Source organism: Micromonospora sp. AMSO31t (assembly GCF_008868175.1).
Taxonomy (GTDB): Bacteria; Actinomycetota; Actinomycetes; order Mycobacteriales; family Micromonosporaceae; genus Micromonospora.
Map to the genome: position 1 here is coordinate 1 of NZ_WBKT01000068.1, position 23,076 is coordinate 23,076.

At 73.8% G+C, this 23,076-nt stretch carries 20 protein-coding genes and 1 pseudogene; 6 read left to right on the top strand and 15 right to left on the bottom strand.

Annotation, left to right across the window (positions count from 1 at the left end; genetic code table 11):
• Positions 1 to 313: carbohydrate-binding protein (locus tag F8274_RS31275; protein WP_370518241.1), on the bottom strand; the 313-nt coding region annotated here is incomplete at its 3' end.
• A gap of 164 nt (positions 314 to 477) precedes the next feature.
• Between F8274_RS31275 and F8274_RS16775 the strand changes: the two genes are divergently transcribed.
• Complete coding sequence (locus F8274_RS16775; protein WP_225853833.1) at positions 478 to 1,710, top strand: ROK family transcriptional regulator; 1,233 nt, start codon at positions 478 to 480, stop codon at positions 1,708 to 1,710.
• Positions 1,711 to 1,752: 42 nt separating this feature from the next.
• Here F8274_RS16775 and F8274_RS16780 read toward each other — a convergent pair whose 3' ends face one another.
• From F8274_RS16780 to F8274_RS16830, 11 genes are all read right to left on the bottom strand, one after another.
• Positions 1,753 to 3,648: a ricin-type beta-trefoil lectin domain protein gene (locus tag F8274_RS16780; RefSeq protein WP_225853834.1), complete on the bottom strand. Its 1,896-nt coding sequence runs from the start codon at positions 3,646 to 3,648 to the stop codon at positions 1,753 to 1,755.
• Positions 3,649 to 3,800: 152 nt separating this feature from the next.
• Positions 3,801 to 5,213: a GH1 family beta-glucosidase gene (locus tag F8274_RS16785; RefSeq protein WP_151463335.1), complete on the bottom strand. Its 1,413-nt coding sequence runs from the start codon at positions 5,211 to 5,213 to the stop codon at positions 3,801 to 3,803.
• Between the two features lie 46 nt (positions 5,214 to 5,259).
• On the bottom strand, positions 5,260 to 6,258 hold the full coding sequence (locus F8274_RS16790) for an ABC transporter ATP-binding protein (RefSeq protein ID WP_151463336.1): 999 nt from the start codon (positions 6,256 to 6,258) through the stop codon (positions 5,260 to 5,262).
• A complete protein-coding gene (locus F8274_RS16795) occupies positions 6,255 to 7,292 on the bottom strand; it encodes an ABC transporter permease (RefSeq protein ID WP_192579865.1) in 1,038 nt (345 codons plus the stop codon). The genes F8274_RS16790 and F8274_RS16795 overlap by 4 nt, the downstream gene beginning before the upstream one ends.
• Positions 7,293 to 7,295: 3 nt before the next feature.
• Positions 7,296 to 8,273, bottom strand: a complete 978-nt coding sequence (locus F8274_RS16800) for an ABC transporter permease (RefSeq protein ID WP_151463337.1) — start codon at positions 8,271 to 8,273, stop codon at positions 7,296 to 7,298.
• Positions 8,270 to 9,436, bottom strand: coding sequence for an ABC transporter ATP-binding protein (locus tag F8274_RS16805; protein ID WP_151463338.1), 1,167 nt, complete (start codon positions 9,434 to 9,436; stop codon positions 8,270 to 8,272). Before F8274_RS16805 ends, F8274_RS16800 begins: the two co-directional genes overlap by 4 nt.
• Positions 9,437 to 9,508: 72 nt before the next feature.
• Positions 9,509 to 11,185 (bottom strand): ABC transporter substrate-binding protein, encoded by a 1,677-nt coding sequence (locus tag F8274_RS16810; protein WP_151463339.1) that lies wholly within the window; start codon positions 11,183 to 11,185, stop codon positions 9,509 to 9,511.
• 121 nt (positions 11,186 to 11,306) lie between these two features.
• Positions 11,307 to 12,308, bottom strand: a complete 1,002-nt coding sequence (locus F8274_RS16815; protein ID WP_151463340.1) for a LacI family DNA-binding transcriptional regulator — start codon at positions 12,306 to 12,308, stop codon at positions 11,307 to 11,309.
• Between the two features lie 251 nt (positions 12,309 to 12,559).
• A complete protein-coding gene (locus F8274_RS16820; protein ID WP_192579866.1) occupies positions 12,560 to 13,291 on the bottom strand; it encodes an FkbM family methyltransferase in 732 nt (243 codons plus the stop codon).
• A gap of 222 nt (positions 13,292 to 13,513) precedes the next feature.
• Complete coding sequence (locus F8274_RS16825; RefSeq protein WP_151463341.1) at positions 13,514 to 13,894, bottom strand: YccF domain-containing protein; 381 nt, start codon at positions 13,892 to 13,894, stop codon at positions 13,514 to 13,516.
• A 170-nt stretch (positions 13,895 to 14,064) separates the two neighbouring features.
• Positions 14,065 to 15,252 carry a CdaR family transcriptional regulator gene (locus F8274_RS16830; protein WP_151463342.1) on the bottom strand — a complete coding sequence of 396 codons (1,188 nt, stop codon included), beginning with the start codon at positions 15,250 to 15,252 and terminating at the stop codon, positions 14,065 to 14,067.
• Positions 15,253 to 15,352: 100 nt separating this feature from the next.
• Between F8274_RS16830 and F8274_RS16835 the strand changes: the two genes are divergently transcribed.
• Positions 15,353 to 17,011 (top strand): FAD-binding dehydrogenase, encoded by a 1,659-nt coding sequence (locus tag F8274_RS16835; protein ID WP_151463343.1) that lies wholly within the window; start codon positions 15,353 to 15,355, stop codon positions 17,009 to 17,011.
• On the opposite strand, the gene F8274_RS16840 is transcribed toward F8274_RS16835, so the two are convergent.
• The 3 genes from F8274_RS16840 to F8274_RS16850 are packed head-to-tail and all read right to left on the bottom strand — an operon-like array spanning position 17,012 to position 19,931.
• A complete protein-coding gene (locus F8274_RS16840; protein ID WP_151463344.1) occupies positions 17,012 to 17,824 on the bottom strand; it encodes an ABC transporter ATP-binding protein in 813 nt (270 codons plus the stop codon).
• A gap of 26 nt (positions 17,825 to 17,850) precedes the next feature.
• Positions 17,851 to 18,876 (bottom strand): iron chelate uptake ABC transporter family permease subunit, encoded by a 1,026-nt coding sequence (locus F8274_RS16845; RefSeq protein WP_151463345.1) that lies wholly within the window; start codon positions 18,874 to 18,876, stop codon positions 17,851 to 17,853.
• The gene (locus F8274_RS16850) at positions 18,873 to 19,931 is read right to left on the bottom strand and encodes a FecCD family ABC transporter permease (protein ID WP_370518242.1); all 1,059 of its coding nucleotides are present in this window, start codon (positions 19,929 to 19,931) and stop codon (positions 18,873 to 18,875) included. The genes F8274_RS16845 and F8274_RS16850 overlap by 4 nt, the downstream gene beginning before the upstream one ends.
• An 85-nt stretch (positions 19,932 to 20,016) precedes the next feature.
• On the opposite strand from F8274_RS16850, the gene F8274_RS16855 reads away from it, so the two are divergent.
• From F8274_RS16855 to F8274_RS31990, 4 genes and pseudogenes are all read left to right on the top strand, one after another.
• The gene (locus tag F8274_RS16855; protein WP_151463347.1) at positions 20,017 to 21,054 is read left to right on the top strand and encodes an ABC transporter substrate-binding protein; all 1,038 of its coding nucleotides are present in this window, start codon (positions 20,017 to 20,019) and stop codon (positions 21,052 to 21,054) included.
• A complete protein-coding gene (locus F8274_RS16860) occupies positions 21,051 to 21,884 on the top strand; it encodes a siderophore-interacting protein (protein ID WP_151463348.1) in 834 nt (277 codons plus the stop codon). Before F8274_RS16855 ends, F8274_RS16860 begins: the two co-directional genes overlap by 4 nt.
• 172 nt (positions 21,885 to 22,056) lie before the next feature.
• A pseudogene (locus tag F8274_RS31985) lies at positions 22,057 to 22,272 on the top strand (FUSC family protein); the annotation flags it as partial.
• 70 nt (positions 22,273 to 22,342) lie between these two features.
• Positions 22,343 to 23,071, top strand: a complete 729-nt coding sequence (locus F8274_RS31990) for a hypothetical protein (protein WP_225853835.1) — start codon at positions 22,343 to 22,345, stop codon at positions 23,069 to 23,071.
• The last annotated feature ends 5 nt before the right edge of the window (positions 23,072 to 23,076 follow it).

Genomic DNA, 23,076 nt, shown 5'->3' on the forward strand with positions numbered 1-23,076 from the left:
TGGGGGTGGGCGACGGGGTGCCGCCGCCGCAGGCGCCCAGGTCGGTCCAGAGCGCCGGCGTGGCCGCCGGCGTCCAGCCCGCGCCCGCCGGCGGGGTGTGGGTGACCAGCGCCTGGTAGAGCCGGTTGGCGTAGGTGGTCCGGCTGCCCGCGGTCCAGGTCACCCCCTCGGCCCAGGCCGGCACGCCCGCGCAGGAGACCAGCGCGGTCTCCGCGGCGGAGGCGGCCAGGCCGGTGGCGGCCGGCAGGGCGGTGGGTACGGCGAGCAGCAGGGCGCCGCCGAGCACGGCGGTCAGCCGTCGTCGAAGTCGCATGACATACCTCCTCATCGATGCGCCGGAGGCTAGCAGTTAACTTTGTTAAATGTAAATGCGCAGTAGTCTGTCAGCACTTGGTTCACGGCGTGAAGCAGGCCGCCGGGGGCGGCCGGGAGAGGACGGCGGCGGACGTGGACGCCAGACGCACCACCGTGCGCGACATGCGTCGTGCCAACCGGTCGGTCCTGCTCACCCGGATCTGGCTGGACGGCCCGCTGAGCCGGCACGAACTGGGGCAGTCCACGGCGCTCAGCCTGGCCAGCGTGAGCAACCTGGTCGGCGAGATGATCGCCGAGGGCCTGGTCGAGGAGGCCGGCTCGGTCGAGTCCGACGGCGGCCGCCCCCGGGTGCTGCTCCGCGTCGCGCCCGCCTACGGCTACCTGGTCGGCGCCGACGTCGGCGAGACGCGCGTGCAGGTCGAACTCTTCGACCTGGCGATGACCGCACTGGCGAAGGCGGAGTACCCGATCGCCGGCGCCGAGCCGGACCCCCGGCAGGTCACCGACCACCTGTTGCACGGCCTCGCCGCCGTGGTCGAACAGGCCGGCGTCGACCCGACGGCGGTGCTCGGTTTCGGCGTCGCCGTCTCCGGCACCGTCGAGCGCGCCGCCGACGCCGTCGTGCACGCGCAGACCCTCGGCTGGGACGGCGTGCCGCTCGGCGCCATGCTCCGCGCCGGCACCGACATCCCCGTGCACATCGACAACGGCGCGAAGACCCTCGGCCAGGCCGAGATGTGGTTCGGCGCCGGCCGCGGCGTCCGGCACGCGGTGGTCGCCCTGGTCGGCTCCGGCGTCGGGGCCTGCGTGGTCGCCGACGGCGTGGGCTACCGCGGCGCGCACAGCAGCGCCGGCGAGTGGGGGCACACCACGATCGTGTACGGGGGCCGGCGCTGCCGCTGCGGCAACCTCGGCTGCCTGGAGGCGTACGTCGGGGCGGAAGGGGTGCTCGACCGGTTCCGGCAGGCCAACCGGGGCCGCCCGGCGGCCGGCGGCGACGAGGAGAGCGCCTTCGGCGAGTTGCTGCGCGCCAGCAGCCGCACCGCCGCGAAGGTGCTCGACGAGACGGTCGGCTACCTCGGCGCCGGGGTGGCGAACCTGGTGAACCTGTTCAACCCGGAGCGGGTGGTGCTGGGCGGCTGGGCCGGCCTGGCCCTGGGCGAGCGCTACCTGCCGCAGATCCGCGAGGTCACCGCGCGGCACGCGCTGCGCCAGCCGTACGCCCAGACCTCGATCGAGCTGTGCCGGCTCGGACCGGACGCGGTCGCGATGGGCGCGGCCACCCTGCCGATGGCCCGGCTACTGCGCGAGGGCGGCGTGCCGCGCGAACCCGCGGCCCGGCTGGTGCCGGCGCCCGCGCGGCCGGCGCGGCGGCCCCGCTCACGCACCCGCTGAGCCGCCGGGCCGGCGGCGGGGCGCCGCCGGCCCGGCCCCGGCTCAGGACGGGAGCGTCCACTTCTGGTTGGCCGCGCCGGTGCAGCTCCAGATCTGCGTCTTCGTGCCGTCGGCGGAGGTGTTGCCGGTGACGTCCAGGCACTTGTTCGCCTGCGGGTTCACCAGGTCCCGCCCGGCCGTCCACGTCCACCGCTGGGCGGCGCTGCCGTTGCAGGTCCACAACTGCACTCTGGTGCCGTCGGCGGTGCCGCCGCCGGCCACGTCGAGGCACTTGCCCAGCGCGCGGATGCTGCCGTCGGCGGCCCGGGTCCACTGCTGGTTGGCGCCGCCCGTGCAGCTCCAGATCTGCGCGAGCGCCCCGTCGGCGCTGCTGTTGTCGGTGACGTCGAGGCACTTGCCGCCGATGCCCGTGATCGGGCCGGTCGGCGTGCCGCCCCCACCGCCGCCGGACGGGGTGCCCGCCCAGGTGAACGTGGCGGTGGTGCGGGCCGGCAGGGTGTAGGTGAAGGACTGCCCGCCCCAGACCACCTTCACCGACTGCGCGGAGCCGCCGCCGTTGTGCGCGAGCAGCGCCTTGGTGCCGTCCGGGTTGCGGTACGCGACGTTCTGCACGGTGCCGTTGGCGGTGGAGTCGATGCGGACGGCCCCGGGCCGGACGAACTTGGTGAGGTGCCCGGTCGTGTAGTACTCGATGGTGTAGTCGACCTGGCCGGCGCGGGCGCCGCCCTCCTGCACGGTGATGAGGCCGGTGCAGGTGCCGCATCCGCCGTTGTGCGGGCCCATGAACTGGTTGACCGCGAGGCTCCACTTCACCACGCTCCGGCTCCAGTTCCGGGCGTAGTTCACGATGTCGGCCATGTCCTCGTTGTGCTGATTGGTGATCCAGGTGCCGCCGGAGTGCTCGGTGCTGAACTGCGGCACGGCCGGGTACTGGCCGTGCACCTGGCTGCCGACCGCCGGGTCGCCCCAGTAGCCGTGCCAGGCGATGCCGCCGAAGAGCGGGTCGGTGCGGACCGCGCTGTCGGCGAGCAGCCCGGAGCCGATGGTGCCGTAGTCGCCGTAGTTCCAGTCGTGCACCAGCACCTTCGTGGTGATGCCGGCGGCGCGGAACGCCGGGTAGACGAAGTTCTTGGTCAGCTCCACGAGGCCGGAGGAGTTCCAGCTCATTCCCGGGTAGTCCATGGCGGTGGGGTTGCCGGACTGGCAGCAGTTCGGCTCGTTCTGCACCGAGAGGTAGTCGATCTTCACGCCCCGGGCCGCGTACGCCTGGATGGTCTTCACGAAGTACTGGGCGTAGGTGGCGTAGTACTCCCACCGGAGCCAGCCCATCTGGTCCATCCGGCCGTTGTCCTTCATCCAGCCGGGCGCGCTCCACGGCACGACCATGACCCGCAGCGCGGGGTTGAGCTGCCGGGCCTGCGCGGTGAGCAGTTCGACGTTGGTGTCGTACCCGTTGGCGCCGAAGTCGTTCAGGTCGCAGCAGGTGTCGTCGAGGGAGACGTTGCCGGGCCGGGACAGGTCGGAGGCGCCGATCGGGTTGCGCACGTAGGACAGGCCGATGCCGTCGGTGGGGCTGAACAGCCGGCGCATCACCTCGTCCCGGGTGGCCGCGCTGACCGGCCCGCCGCGCAGCAGGTACGCGGTGGTGTCGGTGATGGACGCCCCGGCGCCCTCGAACGGCTGGTAGCGGGTGTTCTCGTCGACGGTGACGGTGTGCGTGGCGGCCGGGCTGGTGGCGGCGAACGTCAGGGGGCTCTGCTGTTGCAGGCCCCGGGTGACGGTCCGTCCGCCGGAGTCGGAGGTGGTGGTGAGCCAGAGGTTGACGGTCTCGCCGGCGGCCCGGGCGGCCGGTGGCGGGGCGAGAGCGAGGGCGCCGGCGGCGAGGCAGAGCGCCAGGACGGCGCGGCCGGCGAGCCGGGGAACGGTGGTGGGGGACACGGATGCTCCTTCCGGATAAATCGACATCCGCGAATGAGAAAACCCCTCGCACCTCCTTATGTCAAGACATGAAAAAAGGGCCGGACGGGGTATCCGGGCACGGCGGGGCGGCCGCCCGGGAGGATCCCGCGCGGCCGCCCCGAGCGGCCGGGTCAGCGCTCCCCGCGCACCCGCCGGATGGTGTCGCGGTACCAGTGCGCGCTGCGCTTCGGCGTGCGCCGCTGGGTGTCGTACTCCACGCGCACGATGCCGAACCGCTTGTCGTAGCCGTACGCCCACTCGAAGTTGTCCAGCAGCGACCAGGCGAAGTAGCCGCGCACGTCCGCGCCGGCCTGCCGGGCCCGGGCCACCGCCCGCAGGTGCTCGGTCAGGTACGCCACCCGGTCGTCGTCGGCCACGAACCCGTCGGCGTCCGGCTTGTCGTCGAAGGCCGCCCCGTTCTCGGTGATCACCAGGGGCACCCCCGGGTAGTCCCGGTGCAGCCGGACCAGCAGCTCGGTGAAGGACTCCGGCACGATCTCCCAGTCCATCGCCGTGCGCGGCAGGTCCCGGCGGATCACCCGGCGCACCGGCCGGCCGTCGTCGTCCCGCTCCCGGCCCTGCTCGTCCACCCCGGAGTGCACCTGCCCGAAGTAGAAGTTCACCCCGAGCACGTCGATCGGCGACGAGATGACCTCCAGGTCGCCCTCCTGCACCGGGATGCGCACGCCCTCGGCGGCCAGGTCGGCCACCACGTCCTCCGGGTAGGAGCCGCGGAGCACCGGGTCGAGGTAGAGCCGGTTGCCCAGCCCGTCGGCCGCCCGCGCCGCGTCCCGGTCGGCCGCGCCGTCGGTGGCCGGGTCGGCCGTGGACAGGTTGACGGTCAGGCCCAGCTCGATCGGGGTGGCCGCCGCGGCGCGCAGCCGCTGCACCGCCAGCCCGTGCCCGAGCAGCAGGTGGTGCGCGGCGGCGATCCCGTCGCCCAGGTTCCGCCGGCCCGGGGCGTGGTTGCCGTACGCGTACCCGAGCATGGCCGAGCACCACGGCTCGTTCAGCGTGGTCCACGTCTTCACCCGGTCGCCGAGCGCGGCGAAAACGATCTCCGCGTAGTCGGCGAACCGGTAGGCGGTGTCCCGGTTCGGCCAGCCGCCCGCGTCCTCCAGCTCCTGCGGCAGGTCCCAGTGGTAGAGCGTCACCCACGGGTCGATACCGCGGCCCAGCAGCTCGTCCACGAGGCGGTCGTAGAAGGCCAGCCCGGCCGGGTTCGCCGGCCCGCGCCCGCCCGGCTGCACCCGCGGCCACGCCACCGAGAACCGGTAGGTGTCCAGACCCAGGTCGGCGATGAGCGCGACGTCCTGCGGCATCCGGTGGTAGTGGTCGCAGGCCACGTCGCCGTGGTCGCCGTTGGCCACCGCGCCCGGCACACGGCAGAAGGTGTCCCAGATCGACGGCGTCCGGCCGTCCTGGGCCACCGCACCCTCGATCTGGTACGACGAGGTCGCCACCCCCCACCGGAAGGTCGGCGGAAGGGTGTCGATCGGGTCGGCCTGCCCGGTGAGGGTCTGGCGGGTGAGGTCGGTGTCCATGGTTCTCCTCGCGGTAGCGGGTCGTTCGGTCGGACGGAGAGCGGGGTCAGCGGGGGGCCGGGGCGGCGACCGGGTGCAGCCAGCAGGCGACGTCCCGGCCCGGTTCGGCGGCGCCCAGGGCCGGCACCTTCTTGTCGCACGGGTCGAACGCCTTCGGACAGCGCGGGTGGAACGCACAACCCTCCGGCATGGCCCGCAGGTCCGGCGGCGAGCCGGGGATGCCGGTCAGCTCGCGGCGCGGTCCGCGCAGCGCCGGGAAGGAGTGCAGCAACCCCTCGGTGTACGGGTGCAGCGCCCGCCGGTACAGCTCGGCGGCGGGCGCCTCCTCGACGATCCGGCCGCCGTACATGATGGCGATCCGGTCGGAGAACTCGACCAGCAGCGACAGGTCGTGGGTGATGAACAGCACCGCGAAGCCGAGGCGCTCCCGCAGCTCGGCGAGCTGGCCGAGGATCTGCCGCTGCATCACCACGTCCAGCGCGGTCGTCGGCTCGTCCATGATGACCACCTGCGGCTCCAGCGCCAGCGCCATGGCGATCATCACGCGCTGCCGCATGCCCCCGGAGAGCTGGTGCGGGTAGCTGTCCAGCCGGTCCGCCGCGATGCCGACCAGGCGGAGCAGGTCCCGGGCGCGGGCCAGCCGCCCCGCCGCCGTGCTCGTCGGCTCGTGCGCCTTGATGACGTCGAGCAGCTGGGTGGAGACCTTGTGCACCGGGTTCAGCGAGTTCATGGCGCCCTGGAAGACGATCGACGTCTCCGCCCAGCGGAACCGCCGCAGCTGCGCCGGGCTGAGGGTCAGCACGTCGACCGGCGGGCCGTCGGCCGGGTGGTAGATCACCTGGCCGCCGCTGACCACGCCGGGCGGCGGCAGCAGCCGGGTCAGCCCGTACGCCAGGGTGGACTTGCCGCTGCCGCTCTCGCCGGCCAGGCCCAGCACCTCGCCGCGGTGCAGGGTCAGGTCCACGTCGCGTACGGCGTGCACGGCCGTGCGGCCGAGCCCGTAGTCGACCCGCAACCCGCGGATCTCCAGCAACGGATCACTCATGGCGTGACCTCCTCTCGGGGGACCGGAATCGGACGGGAGACCGGGGCCAGCACGGGGGTGAAGCCGACCCGCATCCGCACGGTGTGGCCGTCGGCGGTGCGGATCCGGGTCTTCCCGGCGCTGCGCAGCCGGGGGCTCACGAACTCGTCGATGCCGAAGTTGATCAGGGCGAGGGCGGTGCCCAGCACCGCGATGGCCAGCCCGGCCGGCACGAACCACCACCAGGCGCCCTGCGCGAGGGCCTGCTGGCCCTGCGCCCAGAACAGGATGGTGCCCCAGTTCCACGACGAGATCGACGAGATGCCGATGAACGCCAGGGTGATCTCCGACATGACCGCGAAGATGACCGTGCCGACGAAGCCGGAGGCGATGATCGCGGTGAGGTTGGGCAGGATCTCGAACAGGATGATCCGCCAGGTCCGCTCGCCGGTGGCCCGGGCCGCCTCGACGTAGTCGCGGCGCCGCAGCGACAGCGTCTGGGCGCGCAGCACGCGGGCGCCCCACGCCCACGAGGTGAAGCCGATGATGAGCGCCACCAGCGTGTCGCTGGCCTGCTCGACGATCGACGTCACGATGATGATCAGCGGCAGGGCGGGGATCACCAGGAACACGTTGGACAGCGCCGACAGGCCCTCGTCCGGCACCCCGCCGATGTAGCCGGCCGTCACGCCGATGAGGATGGACAGGATCGTCGCCAGCACGCCGGCGAGCAGGCCCACCAGCATGACGCTGCGCGCGCCGACCAGGATCTGGCTGAAGATGTCCTGACCGAGGTGGGTGGTGCCGAACCAGTGCCGCGTCGACGGCGCCTGGAGCACGTCGGCGCTGCGCGCGTCCGGGTCGTACGGCGCCACCCAGGGCCCGATGATGGCGAACAGGCAGTAGACGGCCAGGATGACCAGGCCGGTGGCGGCCTTGGCGTTGGCGACGAACCGGAACCGGCGCCGCTTCGCCCGGCCCGGCGCGGCCGACGGCTGGGCCATCGCCCCCTGACCGGGGATGACCTGTTCGATGCTCGACGGTGAGATGGTCATCGCTCAGCTCTTTCGGGTCCGCGGGTCGAGAAGCAGGTACGCGACGTCGGCGAGCAGGTTCGCCACCAGCACGGAGATCGTGATGATCAGGAAGATCCCCTGCATGAGCGGGTAGTCCTTGTAGCCGACCGCCTGGAAGAGCTGGTAGCCGAGGCCCGGGTAGGAGAACACGATCTCGACGAGCAGCGTGCCGCCGACGATGAACCCGAGCGACAGCGCGAAGCCCGAGACGTTCGGCAGCAGCGCGTTGCGGGCGGCGTAGCTCAGGGCCACCCGGCGCTCCGACAGGCCCTTCGCGTGGGCGACGGTGATGTAGTCCTCCGACGAGACGGTCACCATCATGTTGCGCATGCTGAGGATCCAGCCGCTCATCGAGGAGACCAGGATGGTGGCGGCGGGCAGCACGCTGTGCTTGATCGCGCTCGGGATGAAGTACCCGTCGAACGCCGGCACGAGGCCCGCCTCGTAGCCGCCGGAGGACGGGAAGAAGCTCCCCGGCCCGGTGAACACGGCGATGGCGACGAGACCCAGCCAGAAGTACGGGATCGAGGACAGGAACGTCGTGGCCGGCAGCAGCCCGTCGACCCAGGAGCCGCGCCGCCAGCCGGCGCCCACGCCGAGCGCGGTGCCGAGGAGGAAGCTGATGATCGTGGTGATGCCGACCAGGCCGACCGTCCACGGCAGGCTGTCGCCGATCACCGTCGCCACCGGCGTGGGGAAGAAGGTGAACGACAGGCCCAGGTCGCCGTGGAGCAGCTGCCCCCAGTAGTCGAGGTACTGCTGCCAGATGTTCTCGTGCGTGTCCAGGCCGAACAGCACGCGCAGCGACTCGATGGCGTCGGCGCTGATCCGGCCCTGGTTGCGCGAGATGAGGGACTGCACGGGGTCGCCCGGCACCAGCCGCGGGATGAAGAAGTTGAGCGTGATGGCCGCCCACGCCGTGAACAGGTAGAAGGCCGCGCGCTGCAGGAGGAATCTCATCGCGGCTCCCCCAGGGTGGCGATGTCGGTCCGGTCGGCCGCCGCCGCGGGCGGTGGCACGGCCGGGTCGGCGTCGGGCGCCGCCGAGCCGGGGGCGTCCGCGGCGACGGTGTCCGGGTCGTAGAGCCAGCAGGCCGCCCAGTGGTCGGGCCGGTCGCCGATGGTCAGCCGCGGCGGCAGGTCCACCGTGCAGCGCCGCATGGCGTGCGGGCACCGGGGGTGGAAGCGGCAGCCGGCGGGCGGGGCGATGAGGCTCGGCGGCTCGCCCCGGCCGCGGTCCTCCCCGGCGGCCGCGTCGGCCCCGGCGCCGTCGCCGGTGATCCGCTCCGGGTCGGGCGCCGAATCGGTGAGCAACCGGGTGTACGGGTGGGCCGGGTTCTGGGTGACGGTCTCGCTGTCGCCGCCCTCGACCATCCGGCCGGCGTACATCACGATCGTCTCGTCGGCGAAGTAGCGGGCCGAGGCGATGTCGTGCGTGATGTAGAGGATGGCGATGTTCAACCGCTGCTTCAGGTCCTGCAGCAGGTTGAGCACGCCGAGGCGGATCGAGACGTCGAGCATGGACACCGGCTCGTCGGCGAGGAGCACCTCCGGGTTGGCACCGAGCGCCCGGGCGATGGCGACGCGCTGCCGCTGACCGCCGGAGAGCTCGTGCGGGAAGGCGTCCAGGTAGCGCTCGGGCGGGGTGAGGCTGACCCGGGTGAGCAGCTTGGCGAGGGCGCGGTCCAGGTCCTCGGCGCCGCGCCCGGCGTTGCCGTGGATCCGCAGCGACCGGGTGAGGTGGTAACGGACGGTGTGCACCGGGTTCAACGAGGCGAACGGGTCCTGCAGGATCAGTTGGACCCGCCGCACGTACGACCGGAACGGCCGGCCGCCGCGTACGCGGGTGGACGTGCCGTGCAGGCGGAGGTCGCCGGCCGTGCGGGGATAGATCTGGGCCAGCAGCCGGGCCACCGTGGACTTGCCGGAGCCGGACTCCCCGACCAGCGCGGTCACCCGTCCCCGACGCAGCGCGAACGATACGTCGTCGACGGCGTGCACGACGGCCGGCGTCCGGGAGAAGAGGTCACGCAGCCGCCTGCGGACGGGGAAGTGCTTGGTCAGGCCGACGGCCTCCAGCACCACCTCGTCGGCCGGCGCCGCCGCGCTCTCGCTCAACGTCATGCCGAGTTCCTGTCTGAGCGTGGGATGCGCCTCCCCGGCCGGCCGGAGCCGGCCGGGGAGGCGGTGCGGGCGTCAGCCGTTGGCGGGCTTGAGGTGCAGGACCACGTCCAGCGCGTTGGGCTGGGTGGGCTGCATGGCGCCGTACGGGTTCGAGTCGTCCGGCCAGCCGGTCCAGTTCTTCGTGCTGTACGCGCCGCCGATGTTGTCCGCGCCGACCGGGATCATCGGCATCTGGTCGACGAAGATCTTCTGCAGCGTGTTCATGGCGGTGGTGCGCGCGGCGTCGTCGGTCGCGTTCGCGTAGGCGACCAGGGCGTCGGTCGCCTCCTTGTTGTTGAAGCGGCCGAAGTTGCCGGCGGGGGAGGCGGTGCCGATCGGCTTGAGCTGCCGGCCGTCCATGATGGTCCGGTAGATGTCATACGGCGTGGCGCCGCCCTCGGTCCAGCGGAAGGTCGCCTCGAAGTTGCCCTGCTCGACGTTGCGGAACCAGGCGTCCTGGTTGGCCTTGTCGACCGTGGCCGCAATGCCGATCTTCGACAGGTTGTCCTTCACGATCTCCAGGCTGGTCTGGTAGTCGGACCAGCCGGCCGGGTCGGTCAGCTTGATCGTGACGGCCTTGCCGGTCTTGTCCTTGAGGGTGTTGCCGTCCAGCTTGTAGCCGGCACCGGCGAGCAGCGTCTTGGCGCCCTCCACGTCGACCTTGTGCTCCTGACCCTTGAACTCGGGCGCGACGAACGAGTCACCGGCCGGGCTGGGCAGGCCGGTCACGCTCTTCACCTGCGGGTGGAAGTAGCCGGCCTCGGCCGTGGTGAAGATGTCGGCGCGGTCGATGACCATGTTCATGGCGCGGCGCAGCGCCGGGTCGTCGAACGGCTTCTTCGTGGTGTTGAGGTAGAGGCCGTGGATGCCCAGGATCGCCGGCGCCCAGACCTTGTGGTGCTCCTGGTCCTTGGCCACGAAGACGGCCTGGTAGTTGGGGATGAAGACGAAGCTCCACTCCGACTCGCCGTTGGCCAGGGCGGTGGTCTGCGCGCTGTTGTCCGTGTAGGAGGTGTAGCGCAGTTCCTTGACCTTCGGCGGGTCCTGCCAGTAGCCCTTGTCGCGCACCGACAGCGTCATGCTGGCCGGGGTGAAGGACTTCAGGGTGTACGGGCCGCTGCCGACCGGCTGCTTGACGGTGTCGGTCGTCGGGTCGCTGATCTTCTCCCAGATGTGCTTGGGCACGATCGGCACCCGCCACAGCACCTTCTGCTGGTTGACGAACTGCGGGCTTTCCATCTTGATGGTGACGTCGTTGCCGCTGGCGGTGGCGTCCGTGTAGGGCACGCCCTGGTCGTTCAGGGCCGGGTACTTCTTCACCAGGTTGTAGGTGAACGCCACGTCCTCGGCGGTGACCTTCTGCCCGTCCGACCAGGTGGCGTTGTCCCGGATGGTGACCTTCACCGAGGTGTAGTCCGACGACCACTCGGCCTTGGTGGCCAGCCACGGCTTGAACGGGTCGGCCGGCTTCACCGGGTTCCACATCATCAGCGGCTCGTAGATCTGCCAGCGGTAGCCCAGCGAGGCCGCGGCGGACGTGGTGAGGAACGGGTTGTTGTTCTCGGCCTGCGGGCCGTTCGGCATGCCGACGTTCAGCACCGTGGCCGCCTGGCCGTTCTTCTTGTTGGCGTTCGGGCTGTCGCCGCACGCGGCGACGCCGGTGGCCATCGCGCCGGCCAGCGCGACGGCGAGGAGTTGCCTTCTTCTCATGGAGGTCTCCCTCGGTGCTCCCGCAATCCTCGAGCGGGATGTGGTGGATGGAGGGTGTGCGGTGTTACCACCGGCGGGCGGGGCGCCCGCCGGTGCGGGTGGAACTGCAGCGGTGGCGAGGTCAGGTGCTGCCGGTCGAGGCGCGGACGGTGAAGGTCGTGGGGATGACGGTCGGGGCGTGGGGCAGCGGCGTGCCGGCGAGGTGGGCGATGAGGGTGCGGGCGGCGACGGCCCCCATCTCCCGCAACGGCTGGCGGACCGAGCTCAGCGGTGGGTGGGTGTGACCGGCCAGCGGCAGGTCGTCGAAGCCCACCACCGCCACGTCCTCGGGGACCCGCCGGCCGGCGTCGCGCAGCGCCTGGAGCGCCCCGGCGGCGGAGAGGTCGTTGTGGGCGAAGACGGCGTCGAACGGCACCCCGTCGGCGAGCAGGCGTTCCACCGCGACCCGCCCGCACTCGAAGGTGAAGTCGCCCTCCACGACGAGGGCGGGGTCGATGGGCAGGCCCGCGTCGGCGTAGCCGTCCGCGAACCCGGCGAGCCGTTCCCGGGTGCAGCCGAAGCGGCGCAGGCCGGTGACGACCAGCGGCCGTTTCCGGCCGTGCGCCAGCAGGTGCGCGGCGGCGGCCCGCGCGCCGGACTCGTTGGTGGTGCGCACCGACGGGAAGCCGGGCTGGTGGCCGCGGTCGTCGATGAGGATGACCGGCAGGCCGCGCTCGTGCAGCTCGGTGATGTAGTCGAGGGTGCCCTCCGGCTCGACCACGAGCAGGCCGTCGAAGGACTTCGCGGAGACCTGGGAGGCGAACCGCCGCATCGACTCGTCGCCCTGGGTGCAGGTGAACAGCAGCATGCCGTAGCCCTCGGCCTCGACCACGTCGGCCGCACCCTGGAGCACCTCACCCATCCAGGGCCAGGTCAGGGCGGGCACCAGCATGCCGACCACCCGGGTACGCCCGCGGGCCAGGCCGACCGCGCGGGCGCTCGGCACGTACCCGAGGGCGTTGATGACGGCGCGGACCCGGTCCGCCGTGCGGACGTGCACCTCGCCCTTGCCGTTGAGCACCCGCGACACCGTCGTCTTGCTCACGCCGGCGCGCGTGGCGACGTCGGCGATGGTGATCGGCACGTGACGCTCCCGGGTCGCAGGGGTGAGGGGGATGTTTCGGAACCGGTTGCGGAAGCGGTTCCGTCGCAGTCAACCGAAGTGGCGGCGGTCACGTCAATAACGGCCGGATAACGAAACATGGCTAAGTTCGAAACCTGAAAAAAGTGGCTGTGGACAGTGCGGTCGATCAAGGGTGTGAGCAGCGTCGATACGCGGATGGCGCCGGGGAGTGCCGGCCCTGCGGTTGCGGGCCCGGCCCGGTCGACGGCCGGTCAGGCCGGGCGGGCGCGGGCGTAGACGTCGCCCGAGTTGGCCTCGTACGGCAGGGCCCGCAGGTACGCCGCGATGTCGTCCGCCGGCCGCCAACCGGGCAGGGCGAACCCCATCTCGTCGCCGAGCGCCACGGTGAACGAGGTGAAGCCCAGGCCGGTGAGCCGGTCCAGGCAGCGCACCGCAAGGTCGCGTTCGATGGTGGTGAACTCGAAGGACAGGGCCGGAAGCGGCCGGCTCAGCCCGGCCAGCACGGCGTCCTCGAAGCCCTCCACGTCGATCTTCACGAAGGCGGGTACGCCGTGCGCCGTGACCAGCGTGTCCAGCGTCGTGCCGGCCACCTCGATCTCGGCGTCCCAGACCTCGTGCGCCCAGCCGCCGGACCCGTGCGCGGCCTGCAGGAACCCCGCCGACACCGTGGAGATCGTCGGGTTCGCCGAGTTCACGTGCAGCCGCACCGGCCCGGCACGCGCACCGCACGCCGCCTCGACCACGGTCACGTGTTCGTCGTCCGCGTACAGGGCGCGCAGGGCACGGGTGCAGAGCGGTTGGGGCTCGACGGCCACCACGCGGGCGCCGAGCCGGCGGAAGCTGCCGAGCCGGTCACCCACGTGCGCGCCGACGTCGAAGACCAGGGCGCCGGGGCGGACCAGGGGGGCGTAGAAGGCGTCCATCGCCGCCTCGCGGTCCGGGTCGCCGTAGTACGCCTCCAGGGACCGACGCAGGCCCGACATGGTGGGGTCCGCCTTGAGTGCCTCGATCACTCCGTTATGACCGCCCACGAATCCGACGCTAGTGGCGCTCGCCTGTCCATGAGCCCCTTTCGGATGACCCGCCGCCGGGCCGCCCACTGCCCAGCCTCCTAGGACGCTGTAGGGGAGTGAGCTCGTGCGCCGGTGGCAGCCAGCCCTGCATCCGCTGGACCCGCCCAGGCGGTCCAGCCGGATCGAACGGGTTCAGGGGGTCTCGACGACCTCTTGGCCGAGGGGCCAGAGCGCCGCGGGGACGAGCTTGAAGTTCGCCACCCCGAACGGGATACCGATGATCGTCACGCACAGCGCGACGCCGGCGAGGATGTGCGACAGCGCCAGCCACCAGCCGGCGAGCAGGACCCAGAGCACGTTCGCCAGGCCGGAGACGACGCCGGCGCCCGGCTTCGGCACGAGGGTGCGGCCGAAGGGCCACAGCGCGTACACGGCGAGGCGGAGCGAGGCCACCCCGAACGGGATGGTGATCACCAGTGCGAAGCAGATGAGGGCGGCCACGCCGTAGCCCAGGGCCAGGAGGAAGCCGCCGCCGAAGACGAGCCACAACAGGTTCAGCAGAAAGCGAAGCACACTCCCATCCTGGCCACCCCCCGCAACGCCACCACCCGCCGATCCTGGCCCCTCGGAATCCGTTGATCATGAAGTTATTGCCTGAGGAAGACGCGTTCCCGCGCAATAACTTCATGATCAACGAGCGGGGGCGGGCCGGGCGGTGGGGGCGGGCGCCGGTACGACATCGGTCAGTCGTCGTCGAGCCGGTGGCGCAGCGCGAGGTGGAGCACCAGCCGCCGGTCGGGATCGTCGAGAGCGTCGCCGAACAGCTCCCGCAGCCGGCGCATCCGGTAGCGCACGGTCTGCGGGTGGGTGTGCAGGTCCTCGGCCACAACGATTACCTGTCCCTGCCGCCGCAGCCAGCCGTGCAGGGTCTCGGCGAGGGCCCGCCGGGCGGCCGGCCGCAGGCCGGCCAGCGGCGCGAGGCAGGCGTCGGCGAGATGGTCGGCCAGGCCCGGCTCCCAGCGCAGCAGCAGGGTGAGCGGGTGCGCGTCCCCGGCAAGCGGGTCGGCCGGCAGCATCCCGTCGCGGCGCAACGCCAGGGCCCGCCCGGAGATCCGGTACGACAGCCGGGCCCGGCCCAGCGCCACGCTGGGGCCGAGCGCCGCCCGCCGTCCCGCCAGCGCCTGGCGGGCCCGGTCCAGCCGACCGGGCGTGTCCGGGTCGGGCAGCACGATCCGAACCACGTCGTCGATGACCGTGGCGATCGCGCCACCGCCGATGGTGTGGCCCAGGTGCTCGGCGTCGTCGCCGTCGACGCTGAGGACGGCCACCGTGCGGGGCAGCGGCCAGCGGGCCGCGTCGGCGGCGGCGCGCAGCGCGGCCTCGGCGGGCGGTTCCGGCTGCACGAGCAGGGTGATCAGCCGCCGGCGGGTGGTGGCCCAGTCCTGCGCGGCGTCGCGCTGCTCGTCCAGGTATCCCTCGGCGGCGGCGCCGGCCAGGGCGTCGACGTAGCCGAAGAGCGCCCCGGCGACCACGTACAGGTCCGCCGGGGCGGGGCCGGCGGCCGTCGTGTGCGTGACCAGGAAGGCCCAGATCTCCCGGCCGCCGAGGGTGAGCACGGCGCGCAGCGCGTCGACGCGGTGCCCCTCCCGGTACTCGGTGCGGCCGAGCGCGTGGAAGACCGCCCGGGTGTCGGCCAGGTCGCGAGCCGGCTCGGCGACCGCGTCGACGAAGGCGTCGACCGCGGTGCGTACGCCGAGGGCCAGGCCGCGCCCCTGCCCGCCGGTGAGGGACCGGCCCTGCGCACGCATGGCCGCGCGGACGGTCTCCAGGATCCGCCCGTGCAGCGGGGCGCGCAGGCCGCGCAGCTGCTCGCCGACGGCCGGCGCGAGGCGCGCGAGGCCGGGCTCGATGTCGAGCAGCGTGTCCGCCATCGTCGGCTCCCCACTGTTGTCATCGCGGTGACAAATCCGGTGGCGGATCACGCACGCCCCGACCAAGGATTTTGGCACCAGGCTACGTACCGTCGGTGCCGTGCATACCGATGTGATCGTGATCGGCGCCGGGCTGGCCGGCCTGGTCGCCGCCGCCGAGGCCGCCGACGCGGGCCGCCGGGTGGTGCTGCTGGACCAGGAGCCGGAGCAGAACCTCGGCGGGCAGGCGTGGTGGTCGTTCGGCGGGCTGTTCCTGGTCGACTCGCCGGAGCAGCGGCGGATGGGCATCCGGGACTCCGTCGAGCTGGCCTGGCAGGACTGGACCGGCAGCGCCGGCTTCGACCGCCCCGAGGACCACTGGCCGCGCCGGTGGGCCGAGGCGTACGTGCACTTCGCGGCCGGGGAGAAGCGGGCCTGGCTGCGCGGCCTGGGCCACCGGGTCTTCCCGGTGGTGAGCTGGGCGGAGCGGGGCGGGGGAGCGGCCCACGGCCACGGCAACTCGGTGCCCCGGTTCCACGTCACCTGGGGCACCGGGCCGGGCGTGGTCGAGCCGTTCGCCCGGCGGGTCCGCGCCGCCGCCGAGGAGGGCCGCATCCGCCTGCTGTTCCGGCACCGCGTCGACGAGCTGGTGACCAGCGGCGGCGCGGTCACCGGCGTACGCGGCGCGGTGCTCGCTCCGGACGACGCCCCGCGTGGCCGGCCCACCTCCCGAACCGTGGTCGGCGATTTCGCGTACGGGGCGCAGGCCGTGATCATCACCTCGGGCGGGATCGGCGGCGACCACGACCTGGTCCGGCGGGCCTGGCCGGCGCGGCTCGGCACCCCGCCGGAGCGGATGGTCACCGGGGTGCCCGCGTACGTCGACGGCCGGATGCTCGCGGTCACCGAGTCGGCGGGCGGCCAGGTGATCAACCCGGACCGGATGTGGCACTACACCGAGGGGCTGCGCAACTGGGACCCGGTCTGGCCGGGGCACGGCATCCGCATCCTGCCCGGGCCGTCCTCGCTGTGGCTGGACGCGACCGGCGAGCGGCTGCCGGCGCCGCTCTTCCCCGGCTTCGACACCCTCGCCACGCTGCGCCATCTGCGGGCCACGGGCCACGACTACAGCTGGTTCGTGCTCACCCAGAAGATCCTGGAGAAGGAGTTCGCGCTGTCCGGCTCGGAACAGAACCCCGACCTGACTAACCGCAGCGTGCGGCAGGTGCTCCAGCGGGTCCGCCCCGGCGCGCCCGGGCCGGTGGAGGCGTTCAAGCGGCACGGCGCGGACTTCGTTGTCGCCGGCGACCTGCCGGAGCTGGTCGAGGGGATGAACAAGCTGGCCGTCGAGAGCGGCGGGCCGCAGCTCGACGCGGTGGCGCTGCGCCGGCTCGTCGAGGCCCGGGACCGGGAGATCGCCCACCCGTTCGGCAAGGACGCGCAGCTGCACGCCATCCGGGGCGCCCGCCGCTACCGGGGCGACCGGCTGATCCGGGTCGCCACCCCGCACCGGCTGCTCGACCCGGCCGCCGGCCCGCTCATCGCCGTGCAACTGCACGTGCTCACCCGCAAGACCCTCGGCGGCCTGCACACCGACCTGTCCGGCCGGGTGCTGCGCCCCGACGGCGAACCCCTGGCCGGGGTGTACGCCGCCGGCGAGGTCGCCGGCTTCGGCGGCGGCGGCATGCACGGCTACAACGCCCTGGAGGGCACCTTCCTCGGCGGCTGCCTCTTCTCGGGTCGCACGGCGGGCCGTGCCGCCGCGGCCGCCGCCGGCTGATCAGGCGGCCGGCACGGACCGCCGGCGCGCCGTGGGGAGGACCAGCGGCGTGCCGGTCTCCGGGTCCTCGATGATCCGGCAGGGCAGGCCGAACACCTCCTCGACCAGCTCGGTGGTGACGATCTGCTGCGGGTCGCCGGCGGCGACCACCCGTCCGTCCCGCATGGCCACCAGGTGGGTGGCGTACCGGGCGGCCTGGTGCAGGTCGTGCAGGACCGCCACCAGGGTGCGTCCCTGCTCCTCGTGGAGCCGGGCGCAGAGGTCCAGCACCTCGACCTGGTGGGCGATGTCCAGGTAGGTGGTCGGCTCGTCGAGCAGCAGCAGCGGCGTCTGCTGGGCCAGCGCCATGGCGATCCAGACCCGCTGCCGCTGCCCGCCGGACAGCTCGTCGACCGGCCGGTCGGCCAGCTCCGCGACCCCGGTGTCGGCCATCGCGCGGTCGACCACCCGCTCGTCCTCGCGGGACCACTGCCGCAGCAGGCCCTGGTGCGGGTAGCGGCCCCGGGACACCAGCTCGGCGACCGTCAGCCCGTCCGGGGCCACCGCCGACTGCGGGAGGAGCCCGAGGGTACGGGCGACCTGGCGGGCCGGCCGGCGGTGGATGTCGGCGCCGTCGAGCAGCACCGTGCCGCGGGCGGGGCGCAGCAGCCGGGCCAGGGCGCGCAGCAGCGTCGACTTGCCGCACGCGTTCGGCCCGATGATCACCGTGAAGGACCCGTCGGGGACGGCGACCGTGAGGTCCTCGGCGACGGTGCGCCGGTCGTAGCCGAGGGTCAGCGCCTCGCCGACCAGCCGGGGGGTGTCGGGCCGCATCAGGGTTCCCTTCTCGTCGGGGCCGGTCATCGCCGGCCCCCGCGTTCACCGGCGAGCAGCCAGGCGAGGTAGCCGCCGCCGAGCACGCCGGTGACGACGCCGACGGGCAGTTGCCGGCCGGCCACCGCGTGCTGGGCGAGCTGGTCGGCGGCGAGCAGGAGGGCCGCGCCGACGACGGCCGACGGCAGCAGGTTCGGTCCGGGCGCGCGGGTGAGCCGGCGGGCCAGGTGCGGCGCGGTCAGCGCCAGGAACGACACCGGCCCGGCGGCCGCCGCGGCGACCGAGACCAGCAGCACGGCCGAGCCGAGCGCGGCCGCCCGGACCCGGCGCACCGGCACGCCGAGCCCGGCCGCGGAGTCGTCGCCCATCTCCAGCAGCCGCAGCGCGGGGGCGCGGGCGAGCAGCACGGCGGGCAGCAGCACCGCGAGCGCGCCGAGCACCGGCAGGGCGTTCGCCCAGCCCCGCCCGTCCAGGCTGCCGGTGATCCACAGCGCGGCGCGGGCGGCGTCCATCAGCGGGGCGCGGGTGAGCAGCCAGCCGTTGACGCCGGTGAGGATCGCGGTGACGCCGATGCCCACCAGCACCAGCCGGTGCCCGCCGACGCCGTGCCGGCCGGCCAGCGCGTAGAGCAGCAGGCCGGTGGCCAGCCCGCCGGCGGCGGCCGCCCCGGCCAGCGCGGCGCTGCCGCCGCCGACGACGACCACGGTCAGCGCGCCGGTGGCGGCGCCGGAGGTGACCCCGAGGACGTCGGGGCTGCCCAGCGGGTTGCGGGTCAGGGACTGGAACACCGCGCCGGCCAGGCCGAGGGCGGCGCCGGCCGCCAGGGCCGTGGCGAGCCGGGGCAGTCGCAGTTCGGTGACGATGAACCGGTCGGCGGGGCTGCCGCCGCCCGCGAGGACGCGCAGCACGTCGGCCGGGGCGATCGGATAGTCGCCGGCGCCGACGGCCAGCACGGCGAGGCCGAGGGCGAGCAGCGTGCCGGCCAGGCCGACGACGAGGGCGCGGGGGCGCAGGCGCAGCGACAGCCCGCCGGGAAGGCGCAGCACGATCACAGCCGGCCCACCCGTCCGCGCCGGACCAGGTGCAGGAAGAGCGGCCCGCCGACCACGGCGGTGACCAGGCCGACCTGGAGTTCGCCGGGGCGGCCCAGCAGCCGGCCGGCCACGTCGGCGGTGAGCAGCAGCGCCGGTGCGAACACCGCGCACCAGGGCAGCAGCCGGCGCGGGTCGGGCCCGGTGAGGGCGCGTACGAGGTGGGGGGCGAGCAGGCCGACGAAGACGATCGGCCCGCATGCGGCGGTGGCCGCCCCGCAGAGCAGCGTGACGGCGACGATCACCGCGCCGCGGACCAGGCCGGGCCGGGCGCCGAGCGCCCGGGCGGAGTCGTCGCCGAGGGCCAGGGCGGCCAGCGGGCGGGTCACCAGCAGGGCGATCACCAGCCCGGCCAGGACGAACGGCAGCAGGCTCGGCACGGTGTCGGTGCGCGCGGCGGCGAGGGAGCCGACGGTCCAGAACCGCATGCGCTCCAGCGAGGTGCTGTCGACCAGCATCATGGCGCTGACGTAGGAGTAGAGGGCCGCGTTGAGCGCCGCGCCGGCCAGGGCCAGCCGGGCCGGGGTGGCCTGCCGGCCGCCGGCGATGGCGTGCACGGCGACGGTCACCGCGGCGGCGCCGAGCAGCGCGTACCAGACCTGCTGGTCGAGGTCGGCGACACCGAGCAGCGCCGTGGCGGTGGCCACCGCGGCCGACGCGCCCGCGTTGATGCCGAGCAGGCCGGGGTCGGCGAGCGGGTTGCGGGTCAGCGTCTGCATGGCCGCGCCGGCGACGCCGAGCGCCGCGCCGGCGGCGAGGCCGAGCAGGGTGCGGGGCAGCCGTCCCTGGTGCACCACGGCGTACTCGGGGGAGGCCGGGTCGGTGAGGCCGTGCCACACGTCGGCGAGGGAGAGCGGCTTCGCGCCGAGGGCGAGGCTGAGCACGGCCACCGCGGCGAGCAGCAGCACGCCGAGGGCGAGCCCGCCGGCCCGAAGCCGGCGGCGGCCGGGCGCCGGGGCGGCGACGGCGCCGCTTCGGGGTGGGGTGATGACGGACAGCGTGGGCTCCGGGGGCAGGAAGGGCCTTGACGGGAACGTGGGTTAGGTTAGCCTAACCTAGCTGTCCATGGTCGTTCGCAGACCCGTACCGAAAGACGTCGCCATGCCCGACATCGTGTCCAGCCGCCGGCTCTCCCGCCGTGGCCTCCTCGCCGCCGCCGGTGCCGCCGGCCTCGGCGCCCTCCTCGCCGGCTGCGGCAAGGACGGCGACGACGCCGCCACCAGCGCCGGCCCGACCGGCGGCCCCTGGTCGTTCACGGACGACCGGCAGCAGAAGGTCGACGCCGCCGCCCGACCGTCCCGGATCGTCGCCTTCACCGGGGTGGCCGCCGCCCTGGTCGACTTCGGACTCGACACGCAGATCGTCGGCGTGTTCGGCGAGACGAAGAAGGCCGACGGCAGCAAGGAGCCGCAGGCCGGCGACCTGAACGTCGAGCAGGTCGAGATCCTCGGCAACGCCTGGGGCGAGTTCAACCTGGAGAAGTACGCCGGGCTCCGGCCCGACCTGCTGGTCACCCACATGTACGACCCGGGCGCGCTCTGGTACGTCCCGGACGAGAGCAAGGCGAAGATCCTCCCGCTGGCACCGAGCGTCGCCATCACCACCGCGCGCGTGCCGATGACCAAGCCGATCGAGCGGTACGCCGAACTCGCCCGCTCCCTCGGCGCCGACCTCGACGCGAAGAAGGTCACCGACGCGAAGGCCCGGTTCACCGCCGCCGCCGACGCGGTCCGCCAGGCGGTCAAGGCGAACCCGGGGATCAGGGTGATGGCCGCCTCCGGCAGCCCCGACCTGTTCTACGTCTCCAACCCCAAGGTCAGCACCGACCTCATGTACTTCGCCGAACTCGGCGTCGACATCGTGGTGCCGACCAAGCTCGAACAGGGCGACTACTTCGAGGCGCTGAGCTGGGAGAACACCGCCAAGTTCCCGGCCGACCTGATCCTGCTCGACAACCGCCCCACCGCCCTGCAGCCCAAGGACCTCGCCGCCAAGCCCACCTGGGCGCAGCTGCCGGCGGTAAAGGCCAACCAGGTCACCCCGTGGGACGCGGTGCCCCGCTTCTCGTACGCCGGCGCCGCCCCGCTGCTGGAGAACCTGGCCACCGCCATCCGGGGCGCGAAGAAGGTCACCGCGTGACCACCGCGGTCGCCCTGCGCTACCGGTTCTACGCCGCCCGGGTGGCCGCCACCCGGGCGGTCGGCGACTGCCTGGTCCGGGTCACCTTCGGCGGCGACGACCTCGGCGAGTTCGCGGGCGGCGGCCGCGACCAGAGCGTCTCGGTCTTCCTGCCGCACCCCGGCCAGGACGCCCCGGTCGTCCCGGTCGGGGCGGGCGAGGACTGGTACGGGGCCTGGCGGGCCCTGGACCCCGCCGTCCGGGCCGTGATGCGGTCCTACACGATCCGCGCGCAGCGCCCGGAGCTCGGCGAGCTGGACATCGACTTCGTCCGGCACGGCGACACCGGCCCGGCCACCCGCTGGGCCGGCCGGGCCCGGCCGGGTGACCGGGTGCTGCTGCTCGGCCCGGCCGTGCCCGACGAGCGCACCGTGCGCTTCCAGCCGCCGACCGGCGCCGACTCCGTGCTGCTGGTCGCCGACGAGACCGCGCTGCCGGCCGTCGGCGGGATCCTCGACTGGCTGCCCGCCGGCACCCCGGTCCGGGCCTTCGTCGAGGTCCCCACGGCCGGCGACATCCAGCCGCTGCCCAGCGACGCCCGCGCCGAGGTGACCTGGCTGGTCCGGGGCGCCACGACACCGGGCAGCCTGCTGGCTGACACGCTGCGCGGCGCCCGGCTGCCCGGCGCCGCCCCGTACGCCTGGATCGCCGGCGAGGCCGGCATGGTCCGGTCGGTCCGCCGGCACCTGGTGGGCGAGCGCGGCCTGGACCGCCGCCGGGTCACCTTCGCCGGCTACTGGCGGCGCGGCGCGTCGGAGGAGGACCTCCGGGCCGAGGCCGCCGGCGCCTGACGGGGTGCCGCCGGGACTACCGGAGCGCCGCCGGGGTAGAGGGGAGCGTGACCGCACCCCGGCCGTACCGCCGGTGGCGCCCGGCCCGCCGGGACGCGCCGTGACCGGCGTGGTGACCGTCGCCCGGCGGCACGTGCAGGAGGCCTACGAGCGGCTGCGCCGGTACTTCATCGTGGCCCTCCAGGCCGGGCTGGCGGCCGGGCTGTCCTGGTATGTCGCCAACACCCTGCTGCACAACCCGCAGCCGCTGTTCGCGCCCGCCGCCGCGGTCGGCACCATCGCCGCGGCGATCGGCAACCGGGTACGCCGCACCGCCGAACTGCTCGGCGGGGTGATCCTCGGGGTGCTCGTCGGTGACGTGATCATCCAGGTGATCGGGAACGGGCCCGTGCAGACCGGGCTGGTCGTCGCGCTGGCCATCTCGGCGGCGGTGGTGTTCCGCGGTAGCGGGGGCCGTGATGGTGCAGGCCGGCAGCACCGCCGTCCTGCTGGGCACGGTCGAGCCCGCCGGACCGGACCTGGCCGTGCCGCGGACCGCCAACGCGCTGGTCGGTGGCGGGGTGGCCGTGCTGGTGGCGCTGCTCCTGCTGCCGCTGAACCCGGTCCGGGTGGTGCACCGGGCCGCCGGTCCCACCCTCGACCTGTTCGCCCACCAGTTGACCGTCGCCGCCGAGGCCCTCGCGGCCGGCGATCCGGGCCGGGCCGACGCGGCGTTGCAGCGGCTCCAGGCCGCCGAGGCGGAGCGACGACAGACCACCGAGATCGTGGCGGCGGCCGCGGAGGTCGCGTCGCTGTCCCCCTGGCGGTGGCGGCGCCGGTCCCAGCTGCGCCGCTACGAGCACGCCGCCACGCACCTGGAACTGGCGTTCACGAACAGCCGCAACATGGTCCGCCGGGTGGTGGCGCTGCTCGACGCGCGGGAGCCGGTGCCGGCGGACCTGCCGGCCGCGGTCGAGACCTTCGGCCAGTCGCTGCGGCTGCTGCACCGCGACTTCCTGGCCGGCCGGACCCCCGAGATCGCCCGGTCCCGAGCGCTGCACGCCGCCGAGGCGGCCCGCCGGGCTCGGGCCGCGGGGCTCGGCTTCTCCGGCACCATCGTCGCCTCGCAGGTGTTCATCGTGGTCGGCGAGCTGCTCCAGGCGTCCGGGCTCACCAAGCCGGAGGCGGACCGGATGGCCGGGGTCTGAGCGGC

Bases quoted from the DNA above. Each gene is read 5' to 3' on its own strand.
- F8274_RS16775 (WP_225853833.1), top strand. From the start codon at position 478: ATGCGTCGTGCCAACCGGTCGGTCCTGCTCACCCGGATCTGGCTGGAC.
- F8274_RS16785 (WP_151463335.1), bottom strand. From the start codon at position 5,213: ATGGACACCGACCTCACCCGCCAGACCCTCACCGGGCAGGCCGACCCG.
- F8274_RS16790 (WP_151463336.1), bottom strand. From the start codon at position 6,258: ATGAGTGATCCGTTGCTGGAGATCCGCGGGTTGCGGGTCGACTACGGG.
- F8274_RS16795 (WP_192579865.1), bottom strand. From the start codon at position 7,292: ATGACCATCTCACCGTCGAGCATCGAACAGGTCATCCCCGGTCAGGGG.
- F8274_RS16800 (WP_151463337.1), bottom strand. From the start codon at position 8,273: ATGAGATTCCTCCTGCAGCGCGCGGCCTTCTACCTGTTCACGGCGTGG.
- F8274_RS16805 (WP_151463338.1), bottom strand. From the start codon at position 9,436: ATGACGTTGAGCGAGAGCGCGGCGGCGCCGGCCGACGAGGTGGTGCTG.
- F8274_RS16810 (WP_151463339.1), bottom strand. From the start codon at position 11,185: ATGAGAAGAAGGCAACTCCTCGCCGTCGCGCTGGCCGGCGCGATGGCC.
- F8274_RS16820 (WP_192579866.1), bottom strand. From the start codon at position 13,291: ATGTCGGGCCTGCGTCGGTCCCTGGAGGCGTACTACGGCGACCCGGAC.
- F8274_RS16830 (WP_151463342.1), bottom strand. From the start codon at position 15,252: ATGGCGGACACGCTGCTCGACATCGAGCCCGGCCTCGCGCGCCTCGCG.
- F8274_RS16840 (WP_151463344.1), bottom strand. From the start codon at position 17,824: ATGCGGCCCGACACCCCCCGGCTGGTCGGCGAGGCGCTGACCCTCGGC.
- F8274_RS16855 (WP_151463347.1), top strand. From the start codon at position 20,017: ATGCCCGACATCGTGTCCAGCCGCCGGCTCTCCCGCCGTGGCCTCCTC.
- F8274_RS31990 (WP_225853835.1), top strand. From the start codon at position 22,343: ATGGTGCAGGCCGGCAGCACCGCCGTCCTGCTGGGCACGGTCGAGCCC.